Origin of the sequence: Promicromonospora umidemergens (assembly GCF_024171995.1) — a bacterium.
GTDB lineage: Bacteria > Actinomycetota > Actinomycetes > Actinomycetales > Cellulomonadaceae > Promicromonospora > Promicromonospora umidemergens.
On record NZ_JAMTCT010000013.1, the window covers coordinates 75256 to 100337 of the forward strand.

Sequence of the window (25082 nt, forward strand, 5' to 3'; positions counted from 1 at the left end):
GTCGTGGGTGCTGTGAGGGATTTCGTCGTCAACATCTTGGGCGACACGGGCGGGATCGACAAGGCGTTTCAGGCGCTGCAGGACAACGCCGGCAAGGCGGCCGTCGGCGCGGCCGCGGCGTTCGCGGGCGCGCAGCTGGGGCAGGCGATCCTCGGGGACCTGGACGCCGAGGTCGCCACCGACACGATGAACGCCGCCTTGGGTGGCACGCCGGCCGAGGCGGAGAAGTGGGCCAACGCCGCGGGCGACCTGTACGAGGGCGCGTGGGGCGAGTCGATGGACGAGGCCGCCGGTGCGGTCGACTCGGTGATCTCGTCGATCGCGGGCATGCGGGACGCCTCGGAGGAGGACATCCAGCAGGCGGCCGGCTACGCGCTCGACTTCGCGAAGGTGTTCAAGACCGACGTCGCGCAGGCCACGGGCGCGGTCGGCGTGCTGATCAAGGAGGGCCTGGCCGGCGACGCCACCGAGGGCTTCGACCTGATCACGGCCGCCATGCAGAAGGTCCCCGAGTCGATGCGCGGCGAGACCCTCGACGCCGTCAGCGAGTACAGCCGGAACTTCGCGGCGCTCGGGATCGACGGCGAGAAGTCGATCGGGATCCTGGCGTCGGCCGCGAGCTCGGGCATCACGTCGGTGGACAAGATCGGTGACTCCCTCAAGGAGCTCACGATCCGGGGCACCGACATGTCCGCGTCGACGGGCGCGGCGTACGACACGCTCGGTCTGGACTCGCAGGAGATGGCCAACGCGCTCCTGGCCGGCGGCGACCAGGCGTCCGGTGCGCTCGACAAGATCGTCGGTGGGCTGCAGGGCATCGAGGACCCGGCCGAGCAGGCCGAGGCGTCGATCGCCCTGTTCGGCACGCCGCTCGAGGATCTCGGCACCGACGAGATCCCCGCGTTCCTCGACGCGCTGTCCGGCACGAAGTCCGGTCTCGGCGACGTCGAGGGCGCCGCCGGCCGCATGTCCGACGAGCTCAACGACAACGCGAAGACCCGCGTCGAGGAGCTGACCCGCGGCTTCGAGGGCTGGAAGCAGGACCTGATCGAGACCGAGGGCCCCCTCGGTGACGTCGCGGTCGGTGTGCAGGCGTTCGGCGCCGACGCTGCGGCGGCGGCGACGTCGGTGGGCCTCGGGGTGATCGCCCTGTCACAGCTCAAGCTGGGCACGCTGGCGGCCCGTGGAGCGTCCATGCTGGGCGCGGCCGCTACCGGTATCGCTACGGCCGCTCAGTGGGCGTACAACGCTGCCTTGACCGCGAACCCGATAGGCGTCGTGATCCTCCTCGTGGCTGCCCTGGTGGCCGGCATTATCTGGTTCGCGACGCAGACCACCGTCGGGCGTGCCATCGTGGGCAAGGCGTGGGCCGGGATCAAGAACGCAGCCAAGGCCGTCGCGGACTGGTTCACCGGCACCCTGGTGCCCGGCTTCAAGAAGGTCATGGGCAACGTGACCGGATTCTTCAAGGACGCCGGCCGGAACATCAAGGCCGCGTGGAACGCCACGGTCACCTGGTTCAAGCTGATTCCTGCTCGGGTGGCGCTCGCCGTCGGGACCGTGGCGAGCAAGATCTCGGCGAAGTTCGACGACGCCCGCTCCGGCGCGCAGAACATCTTCAACCGGGCCGTCGACTGGTTCCGGAACGTCCCGAGCCGGATCGCCTCCGGACTCGGGTCGATCGCCGGGAAGATCGCCGTCAAGTTCCTCAGCGCGCGCGACCGCGTGTACGGGATCTTCAACGGCCTGGTCGGCTGGGTCGGCGGCCTGCCGTCCAAGATCGCCCGTGCCGCGTCCAACCTGTGGGACCCGATCTGGTCCGGAGCTCGCGCCGCGATCAACAACGTCATCGGTGCGTGGAACGGGTTCTCTCTCACGATCGGCGGCGGCACGATCGCCGGCGTCACCCTGCCCAGCGCCACCCTGAACACACCGAACATCCCGTTCCTCGCCGACGGCGGCATCGTCACCGCACCCACCCTCGCCATGATCGGCGAGGGCCGCGGCCCCGAGGCCGTCGTCCCCCTCGACCGGCTCGGCGACTTCATGGACAACGTCAACGCATCCGCCAAGGGCGGCAACGCCGGCGTGCACATCGAGAAGTTCTACGCCGGCACCCAGAGCCCCGGACAGATCGCGTCCGAGCTCGCCTGGCAGATGCGGAGCTGACCCCATGTCCTCACCTGCTGAGCAGATCCTCACGCCCCCGCCCGCCCTGACCGACTGGCAGGCATCCCTCAAGGGCCTCATCCTCGGCCCCGGCACCCCGTACGAGATCGCCGCGCTCGACGGCGTCGACGAGCTCCCCGCCATCCGGACCGAGGACGAGGCCCGCCCCTGGGCACACGGCGACTGGACCGCACCCGACTGGGCCGAGGCCCGGAGCATCACCGCGACCATCGAGATCGCCGAGGAACCCGGCCTCGGCATCACCTACCACGAGGCGCTCGCGGCGCTGCGTCGGGTGATGGTCCCGACCAGTGACGAGGACCTGGCGCAGATGTGGGTCAAGCTGCCGGGTCGTGACCTGATGCGGTGGGCGATCAAGATCCGCCGGCACCGGCTGCCGACAGACCAGCAGTACGAGCTGGGCCTGGCGGTGGGCGAGTGGATGGCGTACGCGCCGGACCCAGTCGGGTACGGCGTCGGGCTGTCCACCTCGACGGGGTTCCGGGAGCAGGCCGGAGGCCTCGAGTTCCCGCTGTTCTCGGACGGTGGGACGCAGCTCGGGTTGGAGAACAGGTTCACCAACCCGAGCATGGAGACGGACGAGGCCTGGTTCGAGAGCGGGTCGGTCTCCGCCGTGAACCGGTCGACTACCGGCGTCATCCAGCCCGACTACAGCGCGTTCATCATCGTCGACAGCGCACCCACGAGCACCGGCACCGGGGTTGGCCAGTCCGGCGGCGCGGTCGTTGAGGGTGACTGGTTCGCCGCTCGCATCCCCGTGCGCCCGTCAGGAGCATCACCGGCACCTCGTGCACGTGTCCGTATCCAGTGGTTCGCCGCTGCTGGTGGCGTCATCTCGGCTACCGACACGGCGATCCAGGACCTGCCCGCATTCAGCTTCACCAGGATCGTGCACGTCGCGCAGGCCCCGGCCGGCGCCGCGTCGGTGCGCGCGTACCTGTTCCTCTCAGGTGCCAGCACGACCGTGCCCGACCCGGACACGACAGCATCGACGGACACGTGGATCGGTGCGGTAGCGGACACCGAGAGCGCAGCGCTGGCCGCCGTCGACACCTACTTCGACGGTGGCACACCCGGCGCGCAATGGACCGGCACACCGAACGCCTCGACGTCCACCATGTTCACGACGGCCGGCGCGCTCGACGTCGGGCACCTGGACTTCGGCGCGCCCGGCGACGCGGGCGAGCTCACACTCACCAACCCCGGCACGGCCGAGTCGTGGCAGGTGTACCGCATCGACGGCCCCACACCCGCCGAAGGGTTCGACATCCTCGACGTGTCCACAGGACGGCGCCTGCGGTACACGCAGGAGATCCCGGCGGGTTCCACCGTGGAGATCGACGCAGCGACCGCTGACGTCACCCTGAACGGGGTAGCCGACCGGTCCCGGTTCCTCACGATCCGGGAGTGGACGCCGGTCCCGGCCGGCGGATCGACGACAGTCGCGTTCCTGCCGCTCGGCGCCTGGGCTGCCGGCATGCTCACCGCGGTGCACGCCCCGGCCTGGTGGTGACATGACCATCCGCATCATGGCCGGGCTGCTACGCACCGGCGAGTTCCTCACACAGGTCCCGACCACGAAGACCGGCGCCAGCTGGGCGATGTCCCTCAACCAGGCCGGCACCGTCGAGGCCACCGTGCCGCTGCGCTCGCTGCCTGACCGGGCGAGGGACGGGCTGCTCGCGAACCTCGAGCCGTGGCGGTGTTTCCTCGCTGCGGTGACGGACGCGGGCCGGGTGCTCGAGGCGGGACCGATCCAGCCGCACGACTACGACGACAAGTCCGGGCACCTCAAGGTCGGGGCGGACGGGCTGTGGTCGCTGTGGGATCACCGGTACGTCCTGGACCCGACGCTCGCGCACGTCGACCTGTCGTGGTCGGGCCTGTCGCTCGGCACGATCGGCAAGCGGATCGTCGAGACGGCGACCGCGCACGACGGCGGGTCTCTGCCGCTCGTGCTGCCCGACGACATCGCCGGCACGCACGAGCGGGTGTACCCGTGGTGGGAGTACGGCAAGGTGGCCGAGCGGCTCAAGCAGCTCGTCGAGGTGCAGCGTGGCCCGGACATCGCGTTCCAGCCGCGGCTGACGCCTGACGGGCTGGGCCTCGAGTGGGTGATGCGCACCGGCACGGACAACGACCCGCTGCTGCACCAGGTCGGCGCCGACTGGCAGTGGGACCGCGGCGCCGTACGTAGCCCGCTCCGGCTGCTGTCGGTCAAGCGCGACCCGTCCAAGATGGCGTTCCGGCAGATCATCACGGGCGACGGCATGGAGGACGACCGGCCGATCTCGCTCGCGCAGGACCTGACCCCGACGACCGACGGCATGCCGCTGCTGGAGAGCGTGGAGTCCACGAACGCGACCGACCAGGCCACCCTCGATGGGTACTCGTCCGCGTACCTGCAGGCGGCGCGGCGACCGTGGCAGACCTGGGCTCTCGCGACCGACCAGTCCTCCCCCGAGGTCGGCCTGTACCGGCCGGGCGATTGGGCCACGGTCCACATCCCGCAGGGCCACATCTACCTCACGGCGGGGGAGTACCGGACCCGGATCCTCGAGGTCTCTGGCGGCCTGGACAGCAAGGTCAATCTCCAGCTCGCACCCACATTGGAGAACCGATGAGCGACACCGACGGGTGGAAGGGCCGGCAGCACCCACCGCCGGGGAGCATGGGCTGGCTCGCCGCCCAGCTCCGCACCCTGCAGGCCAGGATCCGGGCACTGGAGAACTCGGCGCCGCTGCGGTCGGCGTCGATCAGCGCGGGCGACCTGACCATCAAGGACGGCGGCAACGTCGTCGTCCAGGACGGCGGCAACCTGCACATCCAGGACGGCGGCGACGTCGTCGTCGAGGGCGGCACGTTCCGTGCGGAACATGCCGACGGCACCCCGGGCGCCGCGTTCGGCCCGCTGTGGCTTGACTCCGATCCCGACGTCATCGAGTCCGTCGGCCTGCTCGTCCAGGCCGACCTCGCCGACGCGAACCGCGATGTGTTCCGCGCCAAGACCGTGCTCGCCTCAGGGTCGAAAGAGGTGTACATCGGGCAGGCCGACAACGACGGCGAGGTGGACTGGTTCGGCGTCTGGTCCAAGGACGTCGACATCCGCAGCACCGGGCAGGTCGAGATCGGCAGCGCCATCGGCGAGGTGTTCATCCACACCGGGCAGACCAGCGAGTCCGCGAACGCGTACATCTCCAACACGACCGGCTACACCGCGCGCATCGGATCCTCACTGCGGTACAAGCAGGACGTCGAGCCCCTCGACCTGGGCGCCCTCACGGCCGACGAGATCGTCGACGCCCTGCAGGGCTACACCTGGCGCGACAAGGCCCAGGTCGAGGCCGACCCCGACACCACCCGCCGCATCCCCGGCCACATCGCCGAATACCTGCACGAAGCCGGCCTCGGGATCTTCGTCGGGTACGACGACCAGGACCGCCCCGACAGCGTCACCTACGACCGCGTCACCGGCGCGCTCGCCCAGGCACTGCGCACCACCCGCGACGAGGCCGCCCAGCTGCGCGACACCGTCACCGCACAGGGCAAGGCGATCGCCACCCTGACCGACCGACTCGACGCCCTGGAGGCATGAGATGGCACAGTCCCGCTCGATCGTCCGGCCCGCCGGCGACCCCCTGATCGGCACATCCCCGACCGAGCTGCGCCAGGCGCTCGCTGCCGGATTCGCTCGAGCTGACGCCAGCGCGTTCGGTGTCCGCCCGGGGGTTCTGTGGGGTGGCGCTGTCTCCGGCACCGCAGGCTGGTCCTACAACGTCGCGCCCGCCGGTCTGGTCATGTCCCGCGGCGCGGTGCAGGGCGCCTACCCGGCCGCGATCACTGGAGTGCAGGCCGTGCCCACCGACCCCGCACCCGGCTCGGGAAGCCGGATCGACATCGTGTACGGCCTGCAGCCCGACGTCGACCTCGGCGACACCGGCAACACGCCGGTGATCGACGTCGCGATCGGCGTCGCTGCCGGATCTCCGGCCGCACCAGCACTTCCCCCCGGCGCCCTCGAGCTCGGACGCGCAACCATCAGCTCGGCCATGGCACAGACCCTCGACGCGACGGTCGCGTCCACCGCACCGATCACGACCGCCGCCGGCGGCATGTACGAGGTGCCATCCTTCTCGGCACTGTCCCGGGTCGTCGCACCGCAGAACCTCGACGTCGCACGCGTCGGGACCAATGCCCTCTACGTCTACCAGAGCGGCGCCTGGCGGACGATCTGGCAGGCACCCGGCGGTGTCGCCCGCCGCCAGACTTTCACCGGGGCCTCGGCGTTCGTCGGCGCCACGGGCGTCACGTTCAGCAAGCGGCTCGCGATCGTCGACCACGGCACCGACGGCAGCCGCACCGTGCACCTGGCCCTCGAGGCCAGCGCAGCCCCCTACGTCACCGGCGTGTCCACCGCGGTCTGGGGGAGCGTCGCCGCCGGGGTCCCGGCTCCCGACTCAGACGCCGGGGCGATGTTCATCCACAACTCGAACATGGGCTTGGGCATCGTGGCACCCTCCCGCGTCCTGCAGATGCAGTGGGGGACCTTCAACTCGTCCGGCACCACCAACCTCCGCGCGACCGCCAGCTACCCGGTCGCCGCCCCCTGACCCCCGCCCGCACCCGAAGGGAAAACCCGCACCCATGCTTGACACCACACCCGAGCACCCGTACGCCGCCGGCGTCATCCGCTTCCCCGCCACCGGCCCGGAGTGGTACGCCAACTCCAGCCACATCACGCGGGGGTTCGACACGAGCATCCCGCCGGAGATCGTCAGCAGCGGGCGCCTGTACGTCAGGCTCCTCACGTCGATGCCCGTCTCGTTCGCGACCGCATCGCCCGACGAGACGTTCGCTGAGCGCGGCATCACCGTCGGGATCTCCGGTGCCGTCAGCGGCTGCAACATCGGCCTGTCTGTGCCCGGCCACCGTGACGGCCCCGTGCGCCGCCGCCTGCAGCTGGACGACCCCGACGAGTACGCCCTGGTGGCCAGCGACCTCGCCAACCTCTGGCTCTACCTCGCCCGCGTCCCGACCGCCTGACCCACCCGCCGAGGCCCGGATCCTGACAGGTTCGGGCCTTCGCCATACCCGCACCCGAAAGAGGCGCCATGCCCGACCTCACCCTCGCCGCGGCCGCCGTGCCCGACGCCGCCACCATCAACTCCTGGCCGGCGCTCGCTGCCTACGCCGTCGGTGCGCTGGCGCTCGGGTACAGCCAGTGGCGTCAGAGCCGCGCGACGAAGGACGTGAAGCACCAGGTGACCAATAACGGCGGCGGATCGATGAAGGACGCGGTCGACCGCACAGAGGAGCTCATCACCAAGCACATCGACGGCGAACCCGCCCGCCGCTGGCGCGCCCGGGGCGAGGCTGCCGGCTTCGCAGCACTGGCCGCCGTCGTGTCGGTAGCCGTGACCCTGTCCAAGATCCGGAGGCATTGACCCATGACCGAAGACATCCGTTCCCGCCACAGCTGGGGCGCCCGCTACCCCGACGGTGACCTGACCCTGTCCGGCCTCGCCCTCGAGGTGTTCGTGCACCACTCGGTGACGACGCAGCTCTCCCCGGGCGCGAGCGTCGCGGCCGAGGAACAGGAGATGCGCCAGCTCGAGGCAGTCGGGCAGTCCCGGTTCAGTTCCGGGATCTCGTACAACGTGGTGATCTTCCCGTCCGGCCGCGCGTACCAGGGTGTGAGCTTCCACCGCCGCGGCACCCACACGGGCGGTCGCAACAGCAAGGCGCGGTCGATCTGCCTCGCCGGCAACTACGAGACGCACAAGCCCACCGACGCACAGATCGCGACGGCGCACGCGATCTACGACGACGGCCAGGGCAAGTGGTGGCGCACCCGTGCACCGCTGCGTGGCCACCGTGACGTGTCGCAGACCGCGTGCCCCGGCCGGCACCTGTACTCCCGGATCGACGACATCCGCGACGGCGGCAAGCTGGTGAGCAACCCGAAGCCGACCGCACCCAAGCCCGGCCCGAAGCCCGGCGGCGGCGGCCTGGTCGTCGACGGCCGGTGGGGCAGCTCCACCACGTGGGCCCTGCAGGACGAGCTCGGCACACCGGCCGACGGCCGCGTGTCCTCGCAGGCCCTGCGCTGGCGTGACGACAACCCCGGCCTGACCACGGGCTGGGACTGGACACGCGACCCCCGCGGCTCGCAGGTCATCACCGCACTGCAGGCCCGCATCGGCGCCGAGCGTGACGGCGTCCTCGGGCCCGACAGCATCCGCCGCCTGCAGCGCCACCTCGGCGTGATCGCCGTCGACGGCGAGATCTGGAACCCGTCCGCCACCGTCAAGGCGCTCCAGCGCCGCCTGAACGCCGGGCGCATCTGACCCGCCCGCATCGGTAGTAGCGGGAGTCGCGCGCGACTACCGCTACTACTAGCCCGCGCGCCCCGCGCCACACCTGACAAAAGGAGCACCATGACCACCACCCAGCAGGCGCACCCTGCCCGCGCCGCCGCCCGTACGTTCGTGCAGTCCTGGCTTCCGCAGATCGCGGTCGGCCTGGTCCTTGTACCGCTCGTCGTGGGCGCGGTCACCGACACGGCCGCCGAGTACGGCATCCTCCTGCCCGACTGGCTGGGCCTCGCGCTGGCCGGCGTCGTCACCGGGTGCGCCGCGCTGTCTGCGCTCCTGGCCCGCCTCATGGCGATCCCCGGCGTAGACGCGTTCCTCGAGCGCTTCCGCCTCGGGTCCGCGCCGCGGCGTGTCAGTCGCTCGGAGTAGCCTGACCCCGACACTCGCCCAAGAGGTCGAAAAAGAGCCCCCCACCGCCTCGAGCGGTGGGGGGCTCTTGCCTTGCCTGGGGTCAGTCGCGGTCGGTGACGTCGCGCCAGAGCACGGTGACGCGGAGGGCCATCTCGCCGGCGGGTCCGCCGTCCCAGGTGTCCTCGCCAGCGACGATCCGGCGGGCGAGCTCGCGGGCGGCGTCCGGGTCGCCGTCCGGGTCGTCGTCCGGGTCGTCGTCGGCGAGTCCCTCCAGCCACTCCGCGAGGTTTGCGGCCTGGACGACATCGCCGAGCGGCCCTTCCCAGCTACCCCCCTCGACCTCGCCGTCCTGGGCGATCCACACGCGCGTGCAGGGCACGCCCAGGTGGCGGTGTAGCTCGATGACGGCCGGCAGGTCAGTGCCCGACCTGAAGTCCTCGCGCGCCTGATCGAGCGTCGTCCCCTTCAGGCCGCGCGTATCGTCCGGCAGGCCCTCGACCTCGTCGGGATAGCAGACGACGACACCGGGCACGTCGTGGACGGCGCGTGCGACGACGTGGCGCCACCACGGCGCGCCGAAGCGGGCGACGTCGGGCCGGTCGGCCGGCATGTCCTCCGTGTCGCGGTAGACGACCACGACTGCGTCTCGCGCGGACTCCAGCTCGGTGATCAGCTGCCCGACGGCGTCAGTTGTCACGGCCTCGATGGACTCGATCTCCTGGCGGACGCGCTCCGGGACACGCTCGCGACCGGTCTCCCAGCGGCGCACGGAGTCTGGGCGCACCTCGAGCAGGCGCGCGAGGGTGACGGTGGACAGGCCGAGCCACTCGCGGATCACGCGCAGCTCACCAGCGGGCATGTGGGACATGAAACTCCTTCGGGGATTGAATCCATTCAACGGACCGACCGGACTAGCCCCCGCCTCCGGAGAGGCAGGGGCGGTCCTCACCGGCGCCCGAGCCTGACCGCCAGCAGGTGGACGTTCTCGCCGCCCATGCGGAGCGCGGCGGCCCGGTCGGCCGGCGTCAGGGTCTTCTGGTTGAACTCCGGGATGATCATCACGGCCGGCTCGCGGGCCATCTCCAGGAGGGCCGCGTCCAGGTTGGCGCGGGGCACGTCGGCCAGTGCAGCGCGCAGCCGGGCCAGGCCGACCCAGGCGCCCGGCTCGCAGGCGAGGCTCTCGTAGGTGGCGCGGATGTCTCCGACCAGCTCGGCACGGCGCTCGGCGCGGTACTGCTCGATCTCCTGGGCCTCAGTGCGGGCGATGTCGGTCATGGTGGCCTCCTGGCCTCATGGTCCGGGGCTGTTCCCCTTGACCTGATGCCTCAACCCTACCCCACGCGACGTGGGGTAGCAAGGCCGGAACGAGATTGACCGGGTGAATACAGGTGTTCGATTAATGAATGGATTCAATCCGTCGCCCGATCAGTGAGCCCGGCGCAAAACGCGCGTTCGCTCAGACCCGCTCGCTCCGCGCCCGCGCGAGCTCCTCAGCGAGGCTGTCGGCCTGGACCGCCAGGCGCTCGGCGTGGGCGCGGAGAGTGGCCGGGACGACGCGGGCGTAGGCGCGCATCTCGTCGCCGAGGTGGCTGGCTGCAGGGTTGTCGCTCATGGCCTGATGATGCCGCGCCCGATGTACTAATTGACAGGGTGCGGCGGGGTGAACAACGCGCGCCCGGAGTCAGCCCAGCAGCGACAGCAGGGCGCGCGCGGCGCCGTCGTCGTCGATGGTGCCGGTGACGTGGTCGGCGGCCGCGATCACGAACGCCGGGGCGTGTGCCATCGCCCAGCCGTGAGCGGCCCAGCGCAGCATCTCGACGTCGTTCTCGGAGTCGCCGACCGCGCTCGTGTCGCCCGGCTCGACGCCGAGCTCGGTGCGCACCTTCTCCAGTGCGCTCGCCTTGGAGATCCCGCCGGCGGTGACGTCGACCCAGTCGCTGCGCGTGCGGATCGCCGTCAGCCCGAGCGCCTGCAGCGGCCACACGAGCCGGTACGCGTCGGGCCCGTAGAAGGCCAGCCGCGGCGTGGGGCGCGCCCACAGCTGCTCGAGGCCGGTGACGCTGTGCTGCTGGCCGTTCAGCTGCCCGTCGGGGAACGGGATGTTGACGCGGTAGCCGGCGCCGACGACCTCGGCCGCGATCCGCACGCCGGGCGTGGCCGCGACGGCAACTCTGATCGCCGCCTCGGCGTCGACGTCGTGCTGCTCGGTGACCTGGTAGCGATAGCCGACCAGGTGCGCGGTGACCGCACCGTTGGACGAGGCGATCCACACGTCGTCGAGGCCGAGCTGCAGGGCGACGGGCAGCGCGCCGACCAGGCCGCGCCCGGTCGCGAGCACGATATGGTGCCCGGCGGCGCGGACGGCGGCGCTCGCGGCGACTACGGCGTCGGTGGCGGGGCACCCGGTGCGCACGAGGGTGCCGTCGATGTCGCAGGCGATGAGACGGGGCGCCGTTGAAAACGAAGCGTGGGTTGTCATGTCAGGACGGTAAAGACTTTCACTGTCGGCAAGGGGGACAGGTTGTCCCCCCTAGGCTCACGCCGAGGTTCGGACGTACGCTGGAAATGTCGCCCCTACACCAGGGAGTACCCATGACGGACCTACCCGAAGGAATGACAACCGGCGAGCGGATCCGAGTATTGCGAGAGCGGCGAGGGTTGTCGCGCGCTGTGCTTGCGGGTCTCGTCGGCCGGTCGCCGGACTGGCTCAAGAAGATCGAGACCGGGACTCGCGACCTGACGTCCATCACGCACCTTGTGAGGCTCGCGAATGCCTTGCGTGTACCCGACGTCGCCATGCTGACCGGCGGGGATCTGAGCATTCCCGCTCGCGACGTCGGCAAGTTCTCGCACGGCGCTGTGCCGGACATCCGGGCCGCGATGCACTCCGTCTCATTCGTCGGCCCGGTAGCGCTCGGGGCTGTGGGCCCTGACGTGCTCCGAGGGCGCGTCGATGGCGCCTGGCGGCTCTGGCATACCAGTGCCCACCAGCGAACCGAGGTCGGGACGCAGCTGCCCGCCCTCATCCGGGACGCGCACGGGTGCATCAAGGCCCACCACGGCAAGGAGCGGCGGGCCGCCCACGCTGCTACGGCCGACCTGTACCGGCTCGTTCAGCGGCTCCTGGCCCACATCAGCGAGCCCGAGCTGTACTGGCTGGCCCTCGATCGCGGACGCAGCCACAGCGAAGAGGCGGACGACCCCGTAGCGCTCGCGCTGGCAGCGTGGTCCACGGCCATCGGGCAGCGCGCCGGAGGATTCACCGACGAGGCCGTCCTGACCGACGAGGCCGGCATGGCACTCCTGCGTGACCGGCTGGAGGGTGGGTCCGCCGAGGTTCTGGGCGTCTACGGTGCCCTGCAGCTACAGGCGGCCATCTCTACCGGCTTGGACGGGCGCTCGGGCGATGCCGAGCGTTACCTGGCCGAGGCCGACCGCACGGCGCAGCGACTTCCGGCCGGCTACACCCACATGGCCTCGGCGTTCGACGCGTCCAACGTCGCGATCCATGGTGTCGGGGTCGGCGTCGGATTGCTGACGCCCAGCGAGGCACTGCGCCGATCCGAGTCCATAGACCTCGAGCGGATCGGCTCCCTTGAGCGCCGGTCGCGCCTGCTGCTGGACATCGCGTCTGGGCACCAGCAGAAGCGCGAGACGGCAGCCGCCGTGCAGTACCTCGGGCAGGCATACCGCGTGAGCCCCGAGGGAGTCCGCTACGTGCCGACGGCGAGGTCACTCGCCGTGCAGCTCGCGAGGTCGGCCACTGGACCGCTGAGGCGTGAAGCGGTCGAGCTCGCGGAGGCCATCGGCGTAGCGGCATAGCCCCGACACGTCCGACAGGGCGCCCCCACCCAGCTGGGTGGGGGCGCCCTGTTTTGCGTCTGCCTGGCCTACGCGCTGACCGGATCGAGGCCGTGTCGTGGTTGCTCGCTGCGCCATTTCTGCGCCATCTGCGCCGCGCACTAGGTAAAGCGTTGATCAAACATGCAGGTCATAAGGGTGGGCCCCCCGGGGATCGAACCCGGAACCCGCGGATTAAAAGTCCGCTGCTCTGCCAGTTGAGCTAGAGGCCCGCGCGCCCGGCATCCAGGCGGCGCGAGAGGAAAGCCTACCGGTCCGGTCGCCGACGCCGTGGATCTCGATCAGCGGGGCACGGTACGGCTAATGCGGTCGGCTGTCATGCGCTGTCTCACCCACCGGGAGATATCGGGCTAAATGCGTCTCACGCTTGCGGTGAGCCGATGGGCTTGGTTCGGTGGACGGGACCGCGGAGAACCAATGTGAGGAGCTCAACGTGCTCACCGTGACCGACAATGCCCGCACGGCCGTCCAGGACCTCGCCCAGCAGGCAGGCGTGCCGGTCGAGGGTGGCCTGCGCATCGCGCAGGCGTCCGGCCAGCCGGGCAACTTCGAGCTCGCGCTGGTTCCGGCCCCGCAGCCCGACGACCAGGTCGTCGACGCCTCGGGTGCCACCAACGTGTTCGTCGAGGCGCAGGCTGCCCCTGCTCTGGAGACGCTGACTCTTGACACCGACCCCGGTGCCGAGGGCCCAGGTTTCGTGCTCACGCCCAAGGCGTGACTCCTGGCGTCCTTGACCGGGCGCCGACATCGTCGAAGAGCCCCCGGGGCGCTGCCGATCAGGCAGCCCCCGGGGGCTCTCCGTCGTTGGTGCGCGTCTACCCAGCGATCGGGCCCGGAAATCACGTGGATCCGGGCCCGATCGCTGAGTAGACGCGTTAGAGCGCGACGCCGAGGATCCATGCGCCGCCGAGCGCCAGCGCACCCAGCGTGACCAGCAGGAACATCGCCACCCAGAACAGGCCGGGGACACCTGTCAGCCGGGCGAGCATGTCGGCGTCGGACGTCCGGGCGCGGCCACGGGAACGCTGCACCTGCAGCTCGAACACGGGCCGCACGGCGCCGAGCAGGAGGAACCACGTGACGGCGTAGGCGACGGCGCTCTGCACGGCGGGTTCGAGGAACCACGTGACGAACACGAGCGCGGTGCCGCTGACGAGGATCGACCAGAGCCCGAACCAGTTGCGGATCTGCAGGAGCAGCAGGGCGAGGAGGACGACGAGCAGCCACAGCAGCCCGACGGCGTAGCCGAGCTTGAGGAGCCACGCGGCGCCGAGACCGATGAGGCCCGGCCCCACGTAGCCGACGAACGCCGTGATGACCATGCCGGGGCCGCGCGGCTTGCCACGCGACACCGTGAGGCCGGAGGTGTCGGAGTGCAGCCGAATGCCCTCGAGCTTGCGGCCCGTGAACAGCGCGCCGAGGCCGTGCGACGCCTCGTGGGCGATGGTGATGACGTGCCGCGTCACGTGCCACAGGGGCCGGAACAGCACGACGACCAGGGCGACCGCGCACATGCCGAGCACCATGAGCTGCGGCGGAGCCTCGACAGGGGTGACCGCGTTGGTCCAGATGGTGCCGACCACGTCGCCGATGGCGGCAAACGGTCCGGCGGAGCTGGTCGCTGCGGGAATCATGCGCCACATAGAACCACACCGAACGTGACGTGCGCCGCAGCCCACTGCCCGGCGGACGTGAGAGACTGGGCGGTCGTGGGCGGTTTCAGCTGCCCGACGTCGTGGCCCCGGCCCGGGTTAGCATCCCAGCCGCCGGTGTGAGCACGGCGGACCACCGGCGCGATGCGCGCCGCCACCGAGCCCGAGAGGCCCATCCCCTTGACTACCTTTGCCGACCTCGGTCTGCCCGCGCCCGTTCTGCGCGTTTTGACAGACCGCGGCATCACCTCGCCGTTCCCTATCCAGACGGCGTCCCTGCCGGACTCCCTCGCCGGGCGTGACGTGCTCGGCCGCGGACGCACCGGCTCCGGCAAGACGCTCGCGTTCGCCCTGCCGGTCGTGACGCGCCTCGCGACGTCCGGCGCTCGCTCGGCCGCTGCGGGACAGACACGCCGTGGGGCGGGCCGCCCCCGCGCACTGATCCTGGCCCCCACGCGTGAGCTCGCGAACCAGATCGACGAGTCGATCGCACCGCTGGCCCAGGCCCTCGGCCTGAAGACCACCACGATCTTCGGCGGCGTGGCGCAGTCGCGCCAGGTCACCGCGCTCAACGCGGGCGTCGACATCGTCATCGCCTGCCCCGGCCGGCTCGAGGACCTCCTCGGCCAGCGCCACCTCGCGCTCGACGACATCGAGATCACCGTGCTCGACGAGGCCGACCACATGGCCGACCTCGGGTTCCTGCCCGGCGTGAAGCGCATCCTCGACCGCACGCCCTCGCGGACCCAGCGCCTGCTGTTCTCGGCGACGCTGGACAACGGCGTGGACGTGATCGTCAAGCGCTACCTGCACCAGCCGGTCACCCACTCGGTGGACGACGCCGCCGCGCCGCCCCCCCTGATGACCCACCACATCCTCGCCGTGGCCGACAAGGACGTGAAGAAGAACGTGGTGCACCAGCTCGCGCAGGGCACCGGCCGGCGAGTGCTGTTCATGCGGACGAAGCACCAGGCCAAGAAGCTCGCCAAGCAGCTAACCGCCGCGGGCGTGCCCGCCGTCGACCTGCACGGCAACCTCGGCCAGGGGGCGCGCGAGCGTAACCTCGCAGCGTTCTCGTCGGGTGACGTCCGGGTGCTGGTGGCGACGGACATCGCCGCGCGCGGCATCCACGTGGACGACATCGAGCTCGTCGTGCACGTGGACCCGCCCGCCGAGCACAAGGCGTACCTCCACCGCTCCGGGCGGACGGCGCGAGCTGGTTCCGGCGGCGACGTCGTGACCATCATGCTGCCCGAGGAGCGCGGGGACGTGCGTGACCTGACCCGCAAGGCGAAGATCAGCGCCCGACCCCAGGACGTCCGTCCCGGCGACGCGACCGTGACCAGCCTGGTCGGGGAGGTCGCACCGTACGTGGAGTACGTGCCGCCGGCCCCGCAGCCGCAGGGCCGTCAGGGCCAGTCAGGGAAGCAGGGTGGGCGCTCGCGCTCCGGCGGCCAGGGCACAGGCCAGGCGAGCCAGGGTGGCGGCCGTCAGGGCCAGCCGCGCAGCCAGGGTGCCGGTCAGTCGACCGGTCAGCGCAGCGCCGGCCGGCCGGCCTCGGGCGGCGGGCGCACCGCTGCCGACCACTTCCCGAGGACGGATGGCGCGGGTGCTCCCCGTCGTCGGCGTGGCGGCCGTGGTCGCGGCGCGGGCAACGCGAACGCGTCCGCAGCGCGCTAGCCGCCAGTACCTCCTGAACGCGTCAGGCCTACCGGTCACCTCGGTGATCTGTAGGCCTGACGTGTTCGTCAGGTGGGAACAGCGTGCCCCGACCGGGAGTTGCACCGCACGGAGGTGTCGACATGACCTACAAGATCTCGAAGTCCGACCAGGAGTGGCGTGAGCAGCTCTCGTCCCAGGAATATGCCGTGCTGCGGCAGGCTGGCACGGAGCGGGCGTGGACCGGCGAGCTGCTCGACGAGAAGCGCGCCGGCGTCTACCGGTGTCGTGCGTGTTCCGCCGAGCTGTTCCGGTCGGACACCAAGTTCGACTCGCACTGCGGCTGGCCGTCGTTCTACAGCCCGCTCGCGGGTGACACCGTCGAGCTGATCGAGGACCGTTCGCTCGGTATGGCGCGCACCGAGGTGCGCTGCGCCGCCTGCGGCTCCCACCTGGGGCACGTCTTCGACGACGCGCCCCAGACGCCGACCGGTGACCGGTTCTGCATGAACTCGGTGAGCCTCACGTTCGAGGAGAGCTGACGACCGGCAGACCGGTTCAGCGACCGCTCTGCTTCCACGCCACGATGTCCGTCGAGTAGCGGTTGAGGAGTCTGGCCAGCTGGGCGACGTCCTCCGTCTCCCAGGTGGCGAGGGCTCTCTCCAGCATGGCGACCCGGCTGGTGCGTGCCTGGTCGAACCGGGCGGCGCCGTCGGGCGTCAGAGTGATGCGCTGGCCGCGGCTGTCCTCCGGGTCGACGGTGCGCTCGACCAGGCCGAGCTCGGCCAGGCGGCTGAGCTGTCGCGACACGGTGGCGCGCCCGACGCCGAAGAACGTCGCGAGGTCCGAGCCGCGTGCACCGGGCCGTTCGGCGATGTGCGCCAGGAGCGGGTAGGCGCTGGCGTCGAGCTCGGGATGGACACGCCGGGCGATCGACGCTCCGGACGACTGCGCCCGGCGGATGAGCAGCCGGATCTCACGTTCCAGGCCCTCGAACGGGCCTGGGCCGGCCTCGTCGTCACTGGCCACCAGGTCTCCGGCACCAGTGCCGGGGACCTGGCCTTCGGACGCGTCCGTGCTGGATCTGCCTGTACTCGGGAGCATGGGCCCATGATGACGGGTCGAGCGCCCCGAACACAGCCCGGGGCCGCGAAATCCTCCGGGTGCCGCGCGCAGGCCCCGCCCGGTTACGCCCCGGTGGGTTCCAGGTCCTTGAGCTGGTCGATTCCCGAGCGGTGGTCCAGCGGGACCTCCTTGATGAGGGACACGCAGATCAGCGCGATGACGGCGAGCGGGACGGCGGCGAGGAAGATCTCCGCGATCCCGTTCGCGTAGGCCTTCTCGATCACCTCGACCAGGATGGGCGGGAGCACCGACAGGTCCGGCAGCGCACCGCTCCCCGACTGCAGCGCGGACGGGTCGACGCCCTGCTTCGCCAGCTGCGGTGCGATCTCGGTGATGCCCTCCTTCAGGCTGCCCTGCACGCTGTGCCCGAGGATGGCGCCGAGCGCCGAGACGCCGAGGGCACCGCCGAGCGACCGGAAGAACGTCACCGTGGACGTACCGCTGCCCGAGTCCTTGATGTGCAAGGTGTTCTGCGTGGCCAGCACCATGTTCTGCATCAGCAGGCCCACACCGGCACCCAGGATGAACAGGTAGATCGACACCAGCACGAACGAGGTGCGGTAGTCGAGCGTCGACAGGAGCAGCAGGCCGGCCGTCAGGGACACCGCACCGCCGACCATGTAGGGCTTGTACCTGCCGGTCTTGGAGATCAGCTGCCCACCGACCGTGGACGACAGGAACAGGCCGACGACCATCGGGATGGTGTACAGGCCGGACTCTGTGGGCGTCTTGCCGCGCGAGAGCTGCATGTACTGGCTGAGGAACACCGACGAGCCGAACATCGCGACACCCACCGCGACCGAGCCGATGACGGCGAGCACCAGGGTCCGGTTCTTGAACAGGGACATCGGGATGAGCGGGGTCTTGACCCGCAGCTCGACGAGAACGGCGGTCGCGAGGACCACCAGGGCACCGCCGGCCAGCGCCGCCGTCTGCCAGGAGATCCAGTCGAACTCGGTGCCGGCGAACGTGATCCAGAGCAGCAGGGCGGCGATGCCCACGGAGATCAGCGTGGCACCGGCGATGTCGAGCTTCTCGGTACCGCGCGGCCGCTTGGGCAGCCGGAGCGTCATCTGCAGCACGATGATCGAGGCCACGGCGAACGGCAGGCCCACGAAGAAGTTCCAGCGCCAGTTGATGGCGTCGGTGAGGAACCCACCGAGGACCGGGCCACCGACCATGCCGATACCCATGATCGAGCCCATGAGGCCCATGTACCGGCCACGCTGCCGCGGGCTGATGATGTCGGCGATCAGGATCGCGGACAGGGACTGCAGGCCGCCCGCACCGATGCCCTGGAAGGCGCGGAACGTGATGAGCTGGCCGGCGTCCTGCGCGAACCCGGCGGCAGCGGCGGACAGCACCGAGATGATCAGCGCGATCTGGATCAGCGTCTTGCGGTTGGTGAGGTCGGCGAGCTTGCCCCAGATCGGGGTGGAGATCGTCGAGGTCAGCAGGGTGGCGGTCACGACCCAGGTGAAGGCGGACTGGCCACCGCCGAGGTCGGTGATGATCTTCGGCAGCGACGACGAGACGACCGACATCGCCAGGACCGAGACGAACATGCCGAGGAGGATCCCGGACAGGGCCCGGAGGACCTCGGGGTGGGTCATGGCGGGGGGTTCGCCCTGGAGGTGTTCGGGATCCGCCACGAGCGCTTGGGGATTGGGGCTGGTCATGCAAACTCCTGCTGGTTCTGGGGCGATCTGCGGTGCGTGGTGTCCGCACCGATGGTGTCGACGAGGCGGTTGAGCGTGCGCGTCGCTGCGGCGAGGTCTTCGGGCGACCAGGCGCTGAACGCCTGGTCGATCAGGTTCGTGTACGCCTCGGAGGCTTCGGCCGCGAGCGTGTGCCCCGCCGCTGTCAGCTCCACCGTGCGGACCCGGCGGTCCTCGGCGTCGACGGTGCGGACGACATATCCGGCGTCGGCCAAGGTGCTCACCTGACGGCTCGCGACGGAGAGGTCGACGCGCAGACGCGCGGCGACGTCCGTGAGGGAGACCGGGCCGCACCTGGCGAGCAGGTGCAGCACGGGCACGCCGGACCGGGGCCAGTCGAGCTCCTGGGCGATATGTGCTGCCGCCTCCCGCTGGGCGCGCGAAAGGCTCTGGAGCGCGGAGACCAGGGCGACGGCGGGAGCCTCGGTGCCGGACGGGGTCCGGCTCAGGTGGGATGTCATCATGCCTCGCGATTGGTTGCTTAAAGCAACTATATCTCGATGGTTGCAGGATGCAAGCGTTTCCGGGGTGGTGATCCGGATAGTGCGGTGTGACCTGCACGACACGGTTCCGGGAGCCGCGCCGGGCGCACGAGAACGGTGTCGCGTCCTCTGGTGGGGGTCGGCGGGGGCTGGTGGGGGCCGGGGCTCGTGGGGCTGGCGGGGCTGGCGGGGCTGGCGTGAGTCGGCGTGAGTCGGCGACGGGCGTGTGCGTCTGAGCTTGTGCTTGCCGTCAGCGGCCGAGTCGGTCCGGGAGGCTGGTGCTCCTCGGGTGTCGAGCCGCAAGTTGGTCGTCGCACGTGGCGTCGAGCCGAAGGCTGCGCGTCGATACGGACGTCCAGCGACGTGCTTGTTGCGGTTCGGCACTCAAGCCCACGAGCAGCTTGCGGTTCGGCGCCGGTGATCAGCCCGATCAACTCGTATCTTGCGGTTCGGCGCCGGCGTCAAGCCTTGGTGTGGCCCTTCTCGCCCATGTCCTCGAGCTCCATGCCCTTGGTCTCCGGCACCTTGGTGAGCACGAAGAAGAAGCTCAGTGCCGCGAAGGCCGCGTACATGAGGTACGGCACGCTGGCACCGAAGGCGGCCAGCATGGGCGGGAACGTCATGGTGATGGCGAAGTTGGCGATCCACTGCATCGCCGCGGCGACACCGAGGGCGGCTGCCCGGATGCGGTTGGGGAACATCTCACCGAGCAGCACCCACACGAGCGGCCCCCACGAGGCGCCGAAGAAGACCACGAACGCGTTGGCACAGATCAGCGCGATCACGCCCCAGGGCCCGCTGAGCGAGATGTCGTTGCCGGTGCCGGTGGCCTGCGTGAAGGCGACGGCCATGAGGCCCAGCGACACGGTCATGCCGGCGGAGCCGATGAGCAGCAGCGGGCGGCGACCCACCTTGTCGATGAGGGCGATGGCGATGAAGGTGACCGCGACGTTCGTGACCGCCGTGAACGTGGAGACCAGGAACGCCCTGCTCTCGTCGAACCCGACGGCCTGCCACAGGGTCGTCGAGTAGTAGAAGATCACGTTGATGCCGACGAACTGCTGGAAGACCGACAGGAGGATGCCCACCCAGACGATCGGCTTGAGGCCAAGGGTGCTGCCGCGGAGGGAGGCCTGGGACGCGTTGGCCTCGTCGACCGCGATGCTGCGGTGGATCTGGACGAGCCGGTCGTCGACGTCCTCGTCGGGACCGAGCACGCTGGTCAGGACAGCGCGGGCCTCATCATCGCGCCCGTTGGCGGCGAGGTAGCGGGGCGATTCCGGGATACGCAGCGCGAGAATGCCGTAGACGGCGGCTGGGACGACCGCCACCAGGAACATCCAGCGCCACGCCTCCCACCCGAGCCACAGCACGTTGGCGGCGCCGCCGGCCGACTCGGCGAGGATCTGGTCCGAGAGCAGCGCCGCGAAGATACCGACCGTGATCGCGAGCTGCTGCAGCGAGCCGAGCCGGCCCCGCATCGCTGCGGGCGCGATCTCCGCGATGTACGCCGGTGCGATGACGGACGCGATGCCGATGCCGATGCCGGCCATGAAGCGCCAGAGGCCGAGGTCCCAGGCGGAGAACGCGATGGCCGACAGGATGGACGACACGAAGAACAGGACGGCGCCGAGCACCATGACGCGCGTGCGGCCCCAGCGGTCGGCCAGCCGCCCGCCGGACCACGCGCCGAGCGCACAGCCGAGCAGCGCGATGGCGACCACGATGCCGGTGACCGAGGGGTCCAGAGCGAACTGGCCCTCGATGGCGTTGACGGCTCCGTTGATCACGGAGCTGTCGAAGCCGAACAGAAAGCCGCCCACCGCTGCGGCGATGGCGAGGGCCGTTGCTTTGCGATGGGCTGTTCTGGCGCCGGCGTGCGGCGCCGATGGGGCGTTGCTCATAGCCGATGCTAAGCAGCGTCCGGCGTCAGTCGCGCGCCGAGCAATCTGCTGTGAGAGCGTCTCCGCTCCGGCTCGCCCTGGTCAGAGCGGTCGGGGTCAGGCCAGGACCGGCCAGAGTGCCCACGTCGCGAGCGCTGCCACGAGGGCTGCCGCCGGGATGGTGAGAACCCACGCGACGGCGATGTTCTTGGCTACGCCCCAGCGCACGGCGGACAGCCTGCGGGTGGCGCCGACGCCCATGATCGCCGAGGTGATCGTGTGCGTCGTGGACACCGGTGCGTGCAGCGCGAACGCGTTGACGTACAGCACGAGGGCCGAGACGGACTCGGCCACGAAGCCGCGTGCGGGGTCGAGCTCGATGATCTTGCGGCCGAGCGTGCGCATGATGCGCCAGCCGCCCGAGTAGGTGCCCGCGGAGATGGCCGCAGCGGCGGAGAGCTTGACCCAGAGCGGGATGCCCTGGTCGGGATCGGCCCAACCGACGGTCAGCAGCGCCAGGTAGATGACGCCCATCGTCTTCTGCGCGTCCTGGAGGCCGTGGCCCAGCGCCATGGCGGCGGCCGAGGCGGTCTGCGCGATCCGGAAGCGCCGATTCGTCTTGGCGGGGGCCGCGTTGCGGAAGATCCACATGACGCCGACCATCACCGCGAAGGCGAGCCCGAAGCCCACCAGCGGCGAGACGATCATGGGCAGCACCACCTTGTCCACGATCGCCGACCAGTACACGGTCATGCCGCCGGCGATCCCCGCCCCGACCAGCCCGCCGATGAGGGCGTGCGTGGACGACGACGGGAGACCGAACCACCAGGTGATCAGGTTCCACGCGATCGCACCGAGCAGGGCGCACAGCACGACGGTGAGCTCGGCGTGGGTGCCCGCGCCCCCGAGGTTGACGATCGACGTCGCGATCGTCTCCGCGACCTCGGTCCCCAGCAGGGCTCCGGCGAAGTTCATGGTGGCGGCCATGAAAAGCGCGACGCGCGGCGTCAGCGCCCGGGTCGAGACCGAGGTCGCGATCGCGTTGGCGGCGTCGTGAAACCCGTTGGTGAAGTCGAAGGTCAGGGCGAGCGCCACCACGAGGACGACAAGGGCGACCTCCAACTCAGGACTCCTTGAGGGCGATGGTCTCGACCATGTTGGCGACCTTCTCGAAGCTGTCCGCCGCGTTCTCGAGGACCTCCACGATCTCCTTCAGCTTCATGAGCTGGACCGGGTCGCTCGCCAGGTCGTCGAAGAGCTGGGCGATGAGCTTGCGGTGCAGCTTGTCCGCCTGGTTCTCCAGACGGTTCACCTCGACCCAGTAGTCGGTGAGCTTGTCCATCGAGCGTAGGCGGGGCATGGCCTCGGCGGTCAGCTCAGCGCACCGCTGCAGCACCTGGACCTGCTCGGACACGCGGTCCGGCAGACCTTCGACCTTGTACAGGACGATGAGGTCGGCGGCCTCGTCCATGTCGTCCATGCAGTCGTCCAGCGCCGAGGCCAGGCCGGAGATGTCCTCGCGGTCGAACGGCGTGACGAAGGTCTGGTTGAGGCGGCGCATGATCGAGTGCGTTGCGTCGTCCGCCAGGTGCTCGACCTCGTGCATCTCTTCAGCGAGCTTCTCTCGTCCCGCCTTGTCCGCGCCGAGCAGCTCCGCCAACAGGGACGAGCCCCGGACGAGGTGCTGGGCCAGGGCGGCGAGAAGATCGAAGTACTTGGTGTCGCGCGGAGTAAGGCGCACGAGTGCTCCCCTTCTGAGGGCTCTGGAACAGGCTCAGCGTAGAGCTGTTGCCGACTATCGCCAATTTGCAAGGTTGCGCTTTGGTAACCCGTGACAAACGGCACAGGTGCCGGAGCAGAACTCGGCCGCCGGCCCATGCCGGTCAGGAGAGGGGAAGTTAGAGCGACGCCGAACCGGGAGCGCCTCTCGGCGCGGGGCCGCTCGTAGCGGCTTGAGGTGGAGCCCGGGGCTACCGCAGCCCGGCGTCGCCTGCACCATCCTAGTGGCGTGTGCGGATCTGCCAAGGGGGTCGGACGTCACAACGCTCCTGCGAGCCGTCTGCTTGACACGGCACAGGGCTACTCGAGGGAACCGGTTCGCCACAGGCCACCGGCGTGTTCCAGCTCTTCCGCGGTGCGCAGCAGGGAGCTCGCGCTACGGGTCATCCGGGTGGCGCCGGTGGGATCGGCGACCTCACGGGAGTCGGCGTCGAACGCTGCGCCGGTCGACAGGATGCGGCAGAACGCGCCTGCCCGTTCGAGAGCGACGGCGAGGTCGCCCGTGAAGACGCCGGACAGCACGGCGTCGGCCAGGATCTGCAGGTCACCGGGTTCCGGGGGGCTCGGGACACCCGCGACGGCCTCCTGGACGGGCGCGGCTTCCACACCCAGCCGATACCTGAGCATGACGGTAGCCATGTCGCGGCGCACCCACTCGCGCAGCACGTACAAGCGCCAGAGCGCGCCGGGCAGCGAGACGGGGGCGGCGTCCGCCCACAGCCCGGCCACCGTGTCGAGGCCCTCGTTCTCGACCAGGTGGATGAGCCGTTCCACGACCGTCGGGTCCTCGGTGGTGCGCGCTCGGTCCACGAGGGCACGCGCCGTCGCGTGCGCGACCTCGTCACGCAGGGCAGGGTCGACCTCACCCGGGAGCGCCTCGGCGTCCCGGGGGTCCAGCATGGCCGGCCGTCTCGGCGGTCGTTTGTCGCTGCTCATGGTGACCGATAGTGCGCCCGAAGTCGGGCGTGTGTCTACCACGACGCTCACCAGACCGGCGGGTTCACCTTCTCGATGGCCACGACGCGCGGCCCGGTCGCCGTGTCCGCGACATGCGCCACCAGCACCTCGCCCGGTTCGAGGAACGGGTCGCTCGTCGGCAGGCTGTCCGCCACCGCCCGTGGTGCATGCTGGCCCAGCACGTCCAGCACCGTCGGCAGGACCGGGCGGTGGGTGCAGATCACCGATGACTCGGTGGTCTCCTCCAGGAGGTCACGCACGGTGGCGGCGACGCGCGACGGCGACCGCTCGTGCTGCGCCTCGGTGAGGTACTCGCTGTAGCTCGGCCGCAGTCCGGCGGCCCGCACGTACGGATCGATGGTGGTGGCGCACCGCTCCCACCGGGAGCTGATCACGTGCTCGACGCCGTAGGCCGCCAGCACCGGGACCAGAGCGGCCGCCTGCCCGTGCCCGAGCGGGGTGAGGGGGCGGTCCCGCTCCGAGCCGTGCCACGCGGTGCGCGGTACAGCCCGGCCGTGCCGCGCGATGACGAGGGTCCGGGTGTCGAGCAGACCCTCCGACTCGGCGGCCACCAGGGCGTTCAGGGGGCCACGGTCCGACGGCCGGGTGAGTCGCCGCTCTGCCTCGGCCACGTCGATCCACTCCGTCCGGTCGACCTCCGCGCGATCGACCGGCGCGACCGGCGCCCGCGCCGTGAGGGCCGCGGAGTCGCGCCCTTTGCGGGCACGCCGCGACGCCCAGTAGTGCACGCGCTTCACGCGGCCGTCAGGCGTGAGGTACTGCAGCCCGGGCAACGGCCGGCCGAGCACTATCTGCTTTCCCGTCTCCTCGCCGACCTCGCGGATCGCGGCGCCCTGGAACGACTCCCCGGTCTCGAGCTTGCCCTTGGGCCAGGACCAGTCGTCGTAACGGGGGCGGTGGACCAGCTGCACCTGGAGTCCGCCATGACGACGGCGCCACGCGACCCCACCCGCCGTCATGACGACCGGGGTGTGCAGCTCCGCGGTGGGGGAGGGAGCCGCCGCCGGGCCTGTGCCCACCACCGACCGGC

26 protein-coding genes and 1 tRNA gene are annotated in these 25082 nt (G+C 70.5%); 13 read left to right on the forward strand and 14 right to left on the reverse strand.

Annotation, left to right across the window (positions count from 1 at the left end; all coding sequences use genetic code 11):
* Positions 1-3: 3 nt before the first annotated feature.
* The 9 genes from APR04_RS19045 (at position 4) to APR04_RS19085 (ending at position 8933) form a co-directional block, all read left to right on the forward strand.
* A complete protein-coding gene (locus APR04_RS19045) occupies positions 4-2169 on the forward strand; it encodes a phage tail tape measure protein (protein WP_253873103.1) in 2166 nt (721 codons plus the stop codon).
* 4 nt (positions 2170-2173) lie between these two features.
* A complete protein-coding gene (locus APR04_RS19050; protein WP_253873106.1) occupies positions 2174-3703 on the forward strand; it encodes a phage distal tail protein in 1530 nt (509 codons plus the stop codon).
* Between the two features lies 1 nt (position 3704).
* A complete protein-coding gene (locus APR04_RS19055; protein ID WP_253873109.1) occupies positions 3705-4814 on the forward strand; it encodes a hypothetical protein in 1110 nt (369 codons plus the stop codon).
* A complete protein-coding gene (locus tag APR04_RS19060; protein ID WP_253873112.1) occupies positions 4811-5785 on the forward strand; it encodes a hypothetical protein in 975 nt (324 codons plus the stop codon). The genes APR04_RS19055 and APR04_RS19060 overlap by 4 nt, the downstream gene beginning before the upstream one ends.
* A gap of 1 nt (position 5786) precedes the next feature.
* On the forward strand, positions 5787-6800 hold the full coding sequence (locus APR04_RS19065) for a hypothetical protein (RefSeq protein WP_253873115.1): 1014 nt from the start codon (positions 5787-5789) through the stop codon (positions 6798-6800).
* Between the two features lie 34 nt (positions 6801-6834).
* The gene (locus APR04_RS19070; RefSeq protein WP_253873118.1) at positions 6835-7233 is read left to right on the forward strand and encodes a hypothetical protein; all 399 of its coding nucleotides are present in this window, start codon (positions 6835-6837) and stop codon (positions 7231-7233) included.
* Between the two features lie 68 nt (positions 7234-7301).
* Positions 7302-7634, forward strand: coding sequence for a hypothetical protein (locus APR04_RS19075; RefSeq protein ID WP_253873120.1), 333 nt, complete (start codon positions 7302-7304; stop codon positions 7632-7634).
* 3 nt (positions 7635-7637) lie between these two features.
* Positions 7638-8537 (forward strand): peptidoglycan recognition protein family protein, encoded by a 900-nt coding sequence (locus tag APR04_RS19080; RefSeq protein WP_253873122.1) that lies wholly within the window; start codon positions 7638-7640, stop codon positions 8535-8537.
* Positions 8538-8627: 90 nt separating this feature from the next.
* On the forward strand, positions 8628-8933 hold the full coding sequence (locus tag APR04_RS19085; RefSeq protein ID WP_253873125.1) for a hypothetical protein: 306 nt from the start codon (positions 8628-8630) through the stop codon (positions 8931-8933).
* An 82-nt stretch (positions 8934-9015) separates the two neighbouring features.
* On the opposite strand, the gene APR04_RS19090 is transcribed toward APR04_RS19085, so the two are convergent.
* The 4 genes from APR04_RS19090 to APR04_RS19105 form a co-directional block, all read right to left on the reverse strand.
* Complete coding sequence (locus tag APR04_RS19090) at positions 9016-9783, reverse strand: helix-turn-helix domain-containing protein (RefSeq protein ID WP_253873127.1); 768 nt, start codon at positions 9781-9783, stop codon at positions 9016-9018.
* Positions 9784-9860: 77 nt separating this feature from the next.
* Positions 9861-10190 (reverse strand): hypothetical protein, encoded by a 330-nt coding sequence (locus tag APR04_RS19095; RefSeq protein ID WP_253873129.1) that lies wholly within the window; start codon positions 10188-10190, stop codon positions 9861-9863.
* Between the two features lie 181 nt (positions 10191-10371).
* A complete protein-coding gene (locus APR04_RS19100; RefSeq protein WP_253873132.1) occupies positions 10372-10527 on the reverse strand; it encodes a hypothetical protein in 156 nt (51 codons plus the stop codon).
* 69 nt (positions 10528-10596) lie between these two features.
* Positions 10597-11394 (reverse strand): HAD family hydrolase, encoded by a 798-nt coding sequence (locus APR04_RS19105; protein WP_253873135.1) that lies wholly within the window; start codon positions 11392-11394, stop codon positions 10597-10599.
* 134 nt (positions 11395-11528) lie between these two features.
* Here APR04_RS19105 and APR04_RS19110 point away from each other — a divergent pair, with 134 nt between their 5' ends.
* Positions 11529-12737 carry a helix-turn-helix domain-containing protein gene (locus APR04_RS19110; protein ID WP_301312729.1) on the forward strand — a complete coding sequence of 403 codons (1209 nt, stop codon included), beginning with the start codon at positions 11529-11531 and terminating at the stop codon, positions 12735-12737.
* A gap of 178 nt (positions 12738-12915) precedes the next feature.
* On the opposite strand, the gene APR04_RS19115 is transcribed toward APR04_RS19110, so the two are convergent.
* A tRNA-Lys gene (locus tag APR04_RS19115) sits at positions 12916-12988 on the reverse strand.
* A gap of 221 nt (positions 12989-13209) precedes the next feature.
* On the opposite strand from APR04_RS19115, the gene APR04_RS19120 reads away from it, so the two are divergent.
* Positions 13210-13494 (forward strand): iron-sulfur cluster biosynthesis family protein, encoded by a 285-nt coding sequence (locus APR04_RS19120; RefSeq protein ID WP_129782914.1) that lies wholly within the window; start codon positions 13210-13212, stop codon positions 13492-13494.
* A 157-nt stretch (positions 13495-13651) separates the two neighbouring features.
* On the opposite strand, the gene APR04_RS19125 is transcribed toward APR04_RS19120, so the two are convergent.
* Complete coding sequence (locus tag APR04_RS19125) at positions 13652-14419, reverse strand: M50 family metallopeptidase (protein WP_253873139.1); 768 nt, start codon at positions 14417-14419, stop codon at positions 13652-13654.
* A 153-nt stretch (positions 14420-14572) separates the two neighbouring features.
* Here APR04_RS19125 and APR04_RS19130 point away from each other — a divergent pair, with 153 nt between their 5' ends.
* On the forward strand, positions 14573-16108 hold the full coding sequence (locus APR04_RS19130; protein ID WP_301312715.1) for a DEAD/DEAH box helicase: 1536 nt from the start codon (positions 14573-14575) through the stop codon (positions 16106-16108).
* Positions 16109-16230: 122 nt separating this feature from the next.
* Positions 16231-16629, forward strand: a complete 399-nt coding sequence (gene msrB, locus APR04_RS19135) for a peptide-methionine (R)-S-oxide reductase MsrB (protein ID WP_253873144.1) — start codon at positions 16231-16233, stop codon at positions 16627-16629.
* A gap of 16 nt (positions 16630-16645) precedes the next feature.
* Here msrB and APR04_RS19140 read toward each other — a convergent pair whose 3' ends face one another.
* The 8 genes from APR04_RS19140 to APR04_RS19175 form a co-directional block, all read right to left on the reverse strand.
* The gene (locus APR04_RS19140; RefSeq protein ID WP_253873147.1) at positions 16646-17191 is read right to left on the reverse strand and encodes a MarR family winged helix-turn-helix transcriptional regulator; all 546 of its coding nucleotides are present in this window, start codon (positions 17189-17191) and stop codon (positions 16646-16648) included.
* An 83-nt stretch (positions 17192-17274) separates the two neighbouring features.
* Positions 17275-18891, reverse strand: coding sequence for an MDR family MFS transporter (locus APR04_RS19145; protein ID WP_253873150.1), 1617 nt, complete (start codon positions 18889-18891; stop codon positions 17275-17277).
* Complete coding sequence (locus tag APR04_RS19150; RefSeq protein ID WP_253873153.1) at positions 18888-19391, reverse strand: MarR family winged helix-turn-helix transcriptional regulator; 504 nt, start codon at positions 19389-19391, stop codon at positions 18888-18890. Before APR04_RS19150 ends, APR04_RS19145 begins: the two co-directional genes overlap by 4 nt.
* Positions 19392-19873: 482 nt before the next feature.
* Complete coding sequence (locus tag APR04_RS19155; RefSeq protein WP_253873156.1) at positions 19874-21316, reverse strand: sugar porter family MFS transporter; 1443 nt, start codon at positions 21314-21316, stop codon at positions 19874-19876.
* Between the two features lie 96 nt (positions 21317-21412).
* Positions 21413-22417 (reverse strand): inorganic phosphate transporter, encoded by a 1005-nt coding sequence (locus APR04_RS19160; protein ID WP_253873159.1) that lies wholly within the window; start codon positions 22415-22417, stop codon positions 21413-21415.
* 1 nt (position 22418) lies between these two features.
* Entirely contained in the window at positions 22419-23036 is a 618-nt protein-coding gene (locus APR04_RS19165) for a DUF47 domain-containing protein (protein WP_253873161.1), read from the reverse strand.
* A 338-nt stretch (positions 23037-23374) separates the two neighbouring features.
* A complete protein-coding gene (locus tag APR04_RS19170; protein ID WP_253873325.1) occupies positions 23375-23974 on the reverse strand; it encodes a hypothetical protein in 600 nt (199 codons plus the stop codon).
* 83 nt (positions 23975-24057) lie between these two features.
* On the reverse strand, positions 24058-25011 hold the full coding sequence (locus APR04_RS19175; RefSeq protein WP_301312730.1) for an NUDIX hydrolase: 954 nt from the start codon (positions 25009-25011) through the stop codon (positions 24058-24060).
* Positions 25012-25082: the final 71 nt, after the last annotated feature.

What these genes read in the sequence shown, in the direction of transcription:
- APR04_RS19140 (WP_253873147.1), bottom strand. Translation starts at nt 17,191, where the DNA reads ATGCTCCCGAGTACAGGCAGATCCAGCACGGACGCGTCCGAAGGCCAG.
- APR04_RS19065 (WP_253873115.1), top strand. Translation starts at nt 5,787, where the DNA reads ATGGCACAGTCCCGCTCGATCGTCCGGCCCGCCGGCGACCCCCTGATC.
- APR04_RS19050 (WP_253873106.1), top strand. Translation starts at nt 2,174, where the DNA reads ATGTCCTCACCTGCTGAGCAGATCCTCACGCCCCCGCCCGCCCTGACC.
- APR04_RS19170 (WP_253873325.1), bottom strand. Translation starts at nt 23,974, where the DNA reads ATGCTGGACCCCCGGGACGCCGAGGCGCTCCCGGGTGAGGTCGACCCT.
- APR04_RS19085 (WP_253873125.1), top strand. Translation starts at nt 8,628, where the DNA reads ATGACCACCACCCAGCAGGCGCACCCTGCCCGCGCCGCCGCCCGTACG.
- APR04_RS19080 (WP_253873122.1), top strand. Translation starts at nt 7,638, where the DNA reads ATGACCGAAGACATCCGTTCCCGCCACAGCTGGGGCGCCCGCTACCCC.
- APR04_RS19100 (WP_253873132.1), bottom strand. Translation starts at nt 10,527, where the DNA reads ATGAGCGACAACCCTGCAGCCAGCCACCTCGGCGACGAGATGCGCGCC.
- APR04_RS19095 (WP_253873129.1), bottom strand. Translation starts at nt 10,190, where the DNA reads ATGACCGACATCGCCCGCACTGAGGCCCAGGAGATCGAGCAGTACCGC.
- APR04_RS19070 (WP_253873118.1), top strand. Translation starts at nt 6,835, where the DNA reads ATGCTTGACACCACACCCGAGCACCCGTACGCCGCCGGCGTCATCCGC.
- APR04_RS19075 (WP_253873120.1), top strand. Translation starts at nt 7,302, where the DNA reads ATGCCCGACCTCACCCTCGCCGCGGCCGCCGTGCCCGACGCCGCCACC.
- APR04_RS19150 (WP_253873153.1), bottom strand. Translation starts at nt 19,391, where the DNA reads ATGACATCCCACCTGAGCCGGACCCCGTCCGGCACCGAGGCTCCCGCC.
- APR04_RS19125 (WP_253873139.1), bottom strand. Translation starts at nt 14,419, where the DNA reads ATGTGGCGCATGATTCCCGCAGCGACCAGCTCCGCCGGACCGTTTGCC.
- APR04_RS19055 (WP_253873109.1), top strand. Translation starts at nt 3,705, where the DNA reads ATGACCATCCGCATCATGGCCGGGCTGCTACGCACCGGCGAGTTCCTC.
- APR04_RS19155 (WP_253873156.1), bottom strand. Translation starts at nt 21,316, where the DNA reads ATGAGCAACGCCCCATCGGCGCCGCACGCCGGCGCCAGAACAGCCCAT.
- APR04_RS19130 (WP_301312715.1), top strand. Translation starts at nt 14,573, where the DNA reads ATGCGCGCCGCCACCGAGCCCGAGAGGCCCATCCCCTTGACTACCTTT.
- APR04_RS19060 (WP_253873112.1), top strand. Translation starts at nt 4,811, where the DNA reads ATGAGCGACACCGACGGGTGGAAGGGCCGGCAGCACCCACCGCCGGGG.
- APR04_RS19175 (WP_301312730.1), bottom strand. Translation starts at nt 25,011, where the DNA reads ATGACGGCGGGTGGGGTCGCGTGGCGCCGTCGTCATGGCGGACTCCAG.
- msrB (WP_253873144.1), top strand. Translation starts at nt 16,231, where the DNA reads ATGACCTACAAGATCTCGAAGTCCGACCAGGAGTGGCGTGAGCAGCTC.
- APR04_RS19090 (WP_253873127.1), bottom strand. Translation starts at nt 9,783, where the DNA reads ATGTCCCACATGCCCGCTGGTGAGCTGCGCGTGATCCGCGAGTGGCTC.
- APR04_RS19110 (WP_301312729.1), top strand. Translation starts at nt 11,529, where the DNA reads ATGACAACCGGCGAGCGGATCCGAGTATTGCGAGAGCGGCGAGGGTTG.
- APR04_RS19105 (WP_253873135.1), bottom strand. Translation starts at nt 11,394, where the DNA reads ATGACAACCCACGCTTCGTTTTCAACGGCGCCCCGTCTCATCGCCTGC.
- APR04_RS19145 (WP_253873150.1), bottom strand. Translation starts at nt 18,891, where the DNA reads ATGACCAGCCCCAATCCCCAAGCGCTCGTGGCGGATCCCGAACACCTC.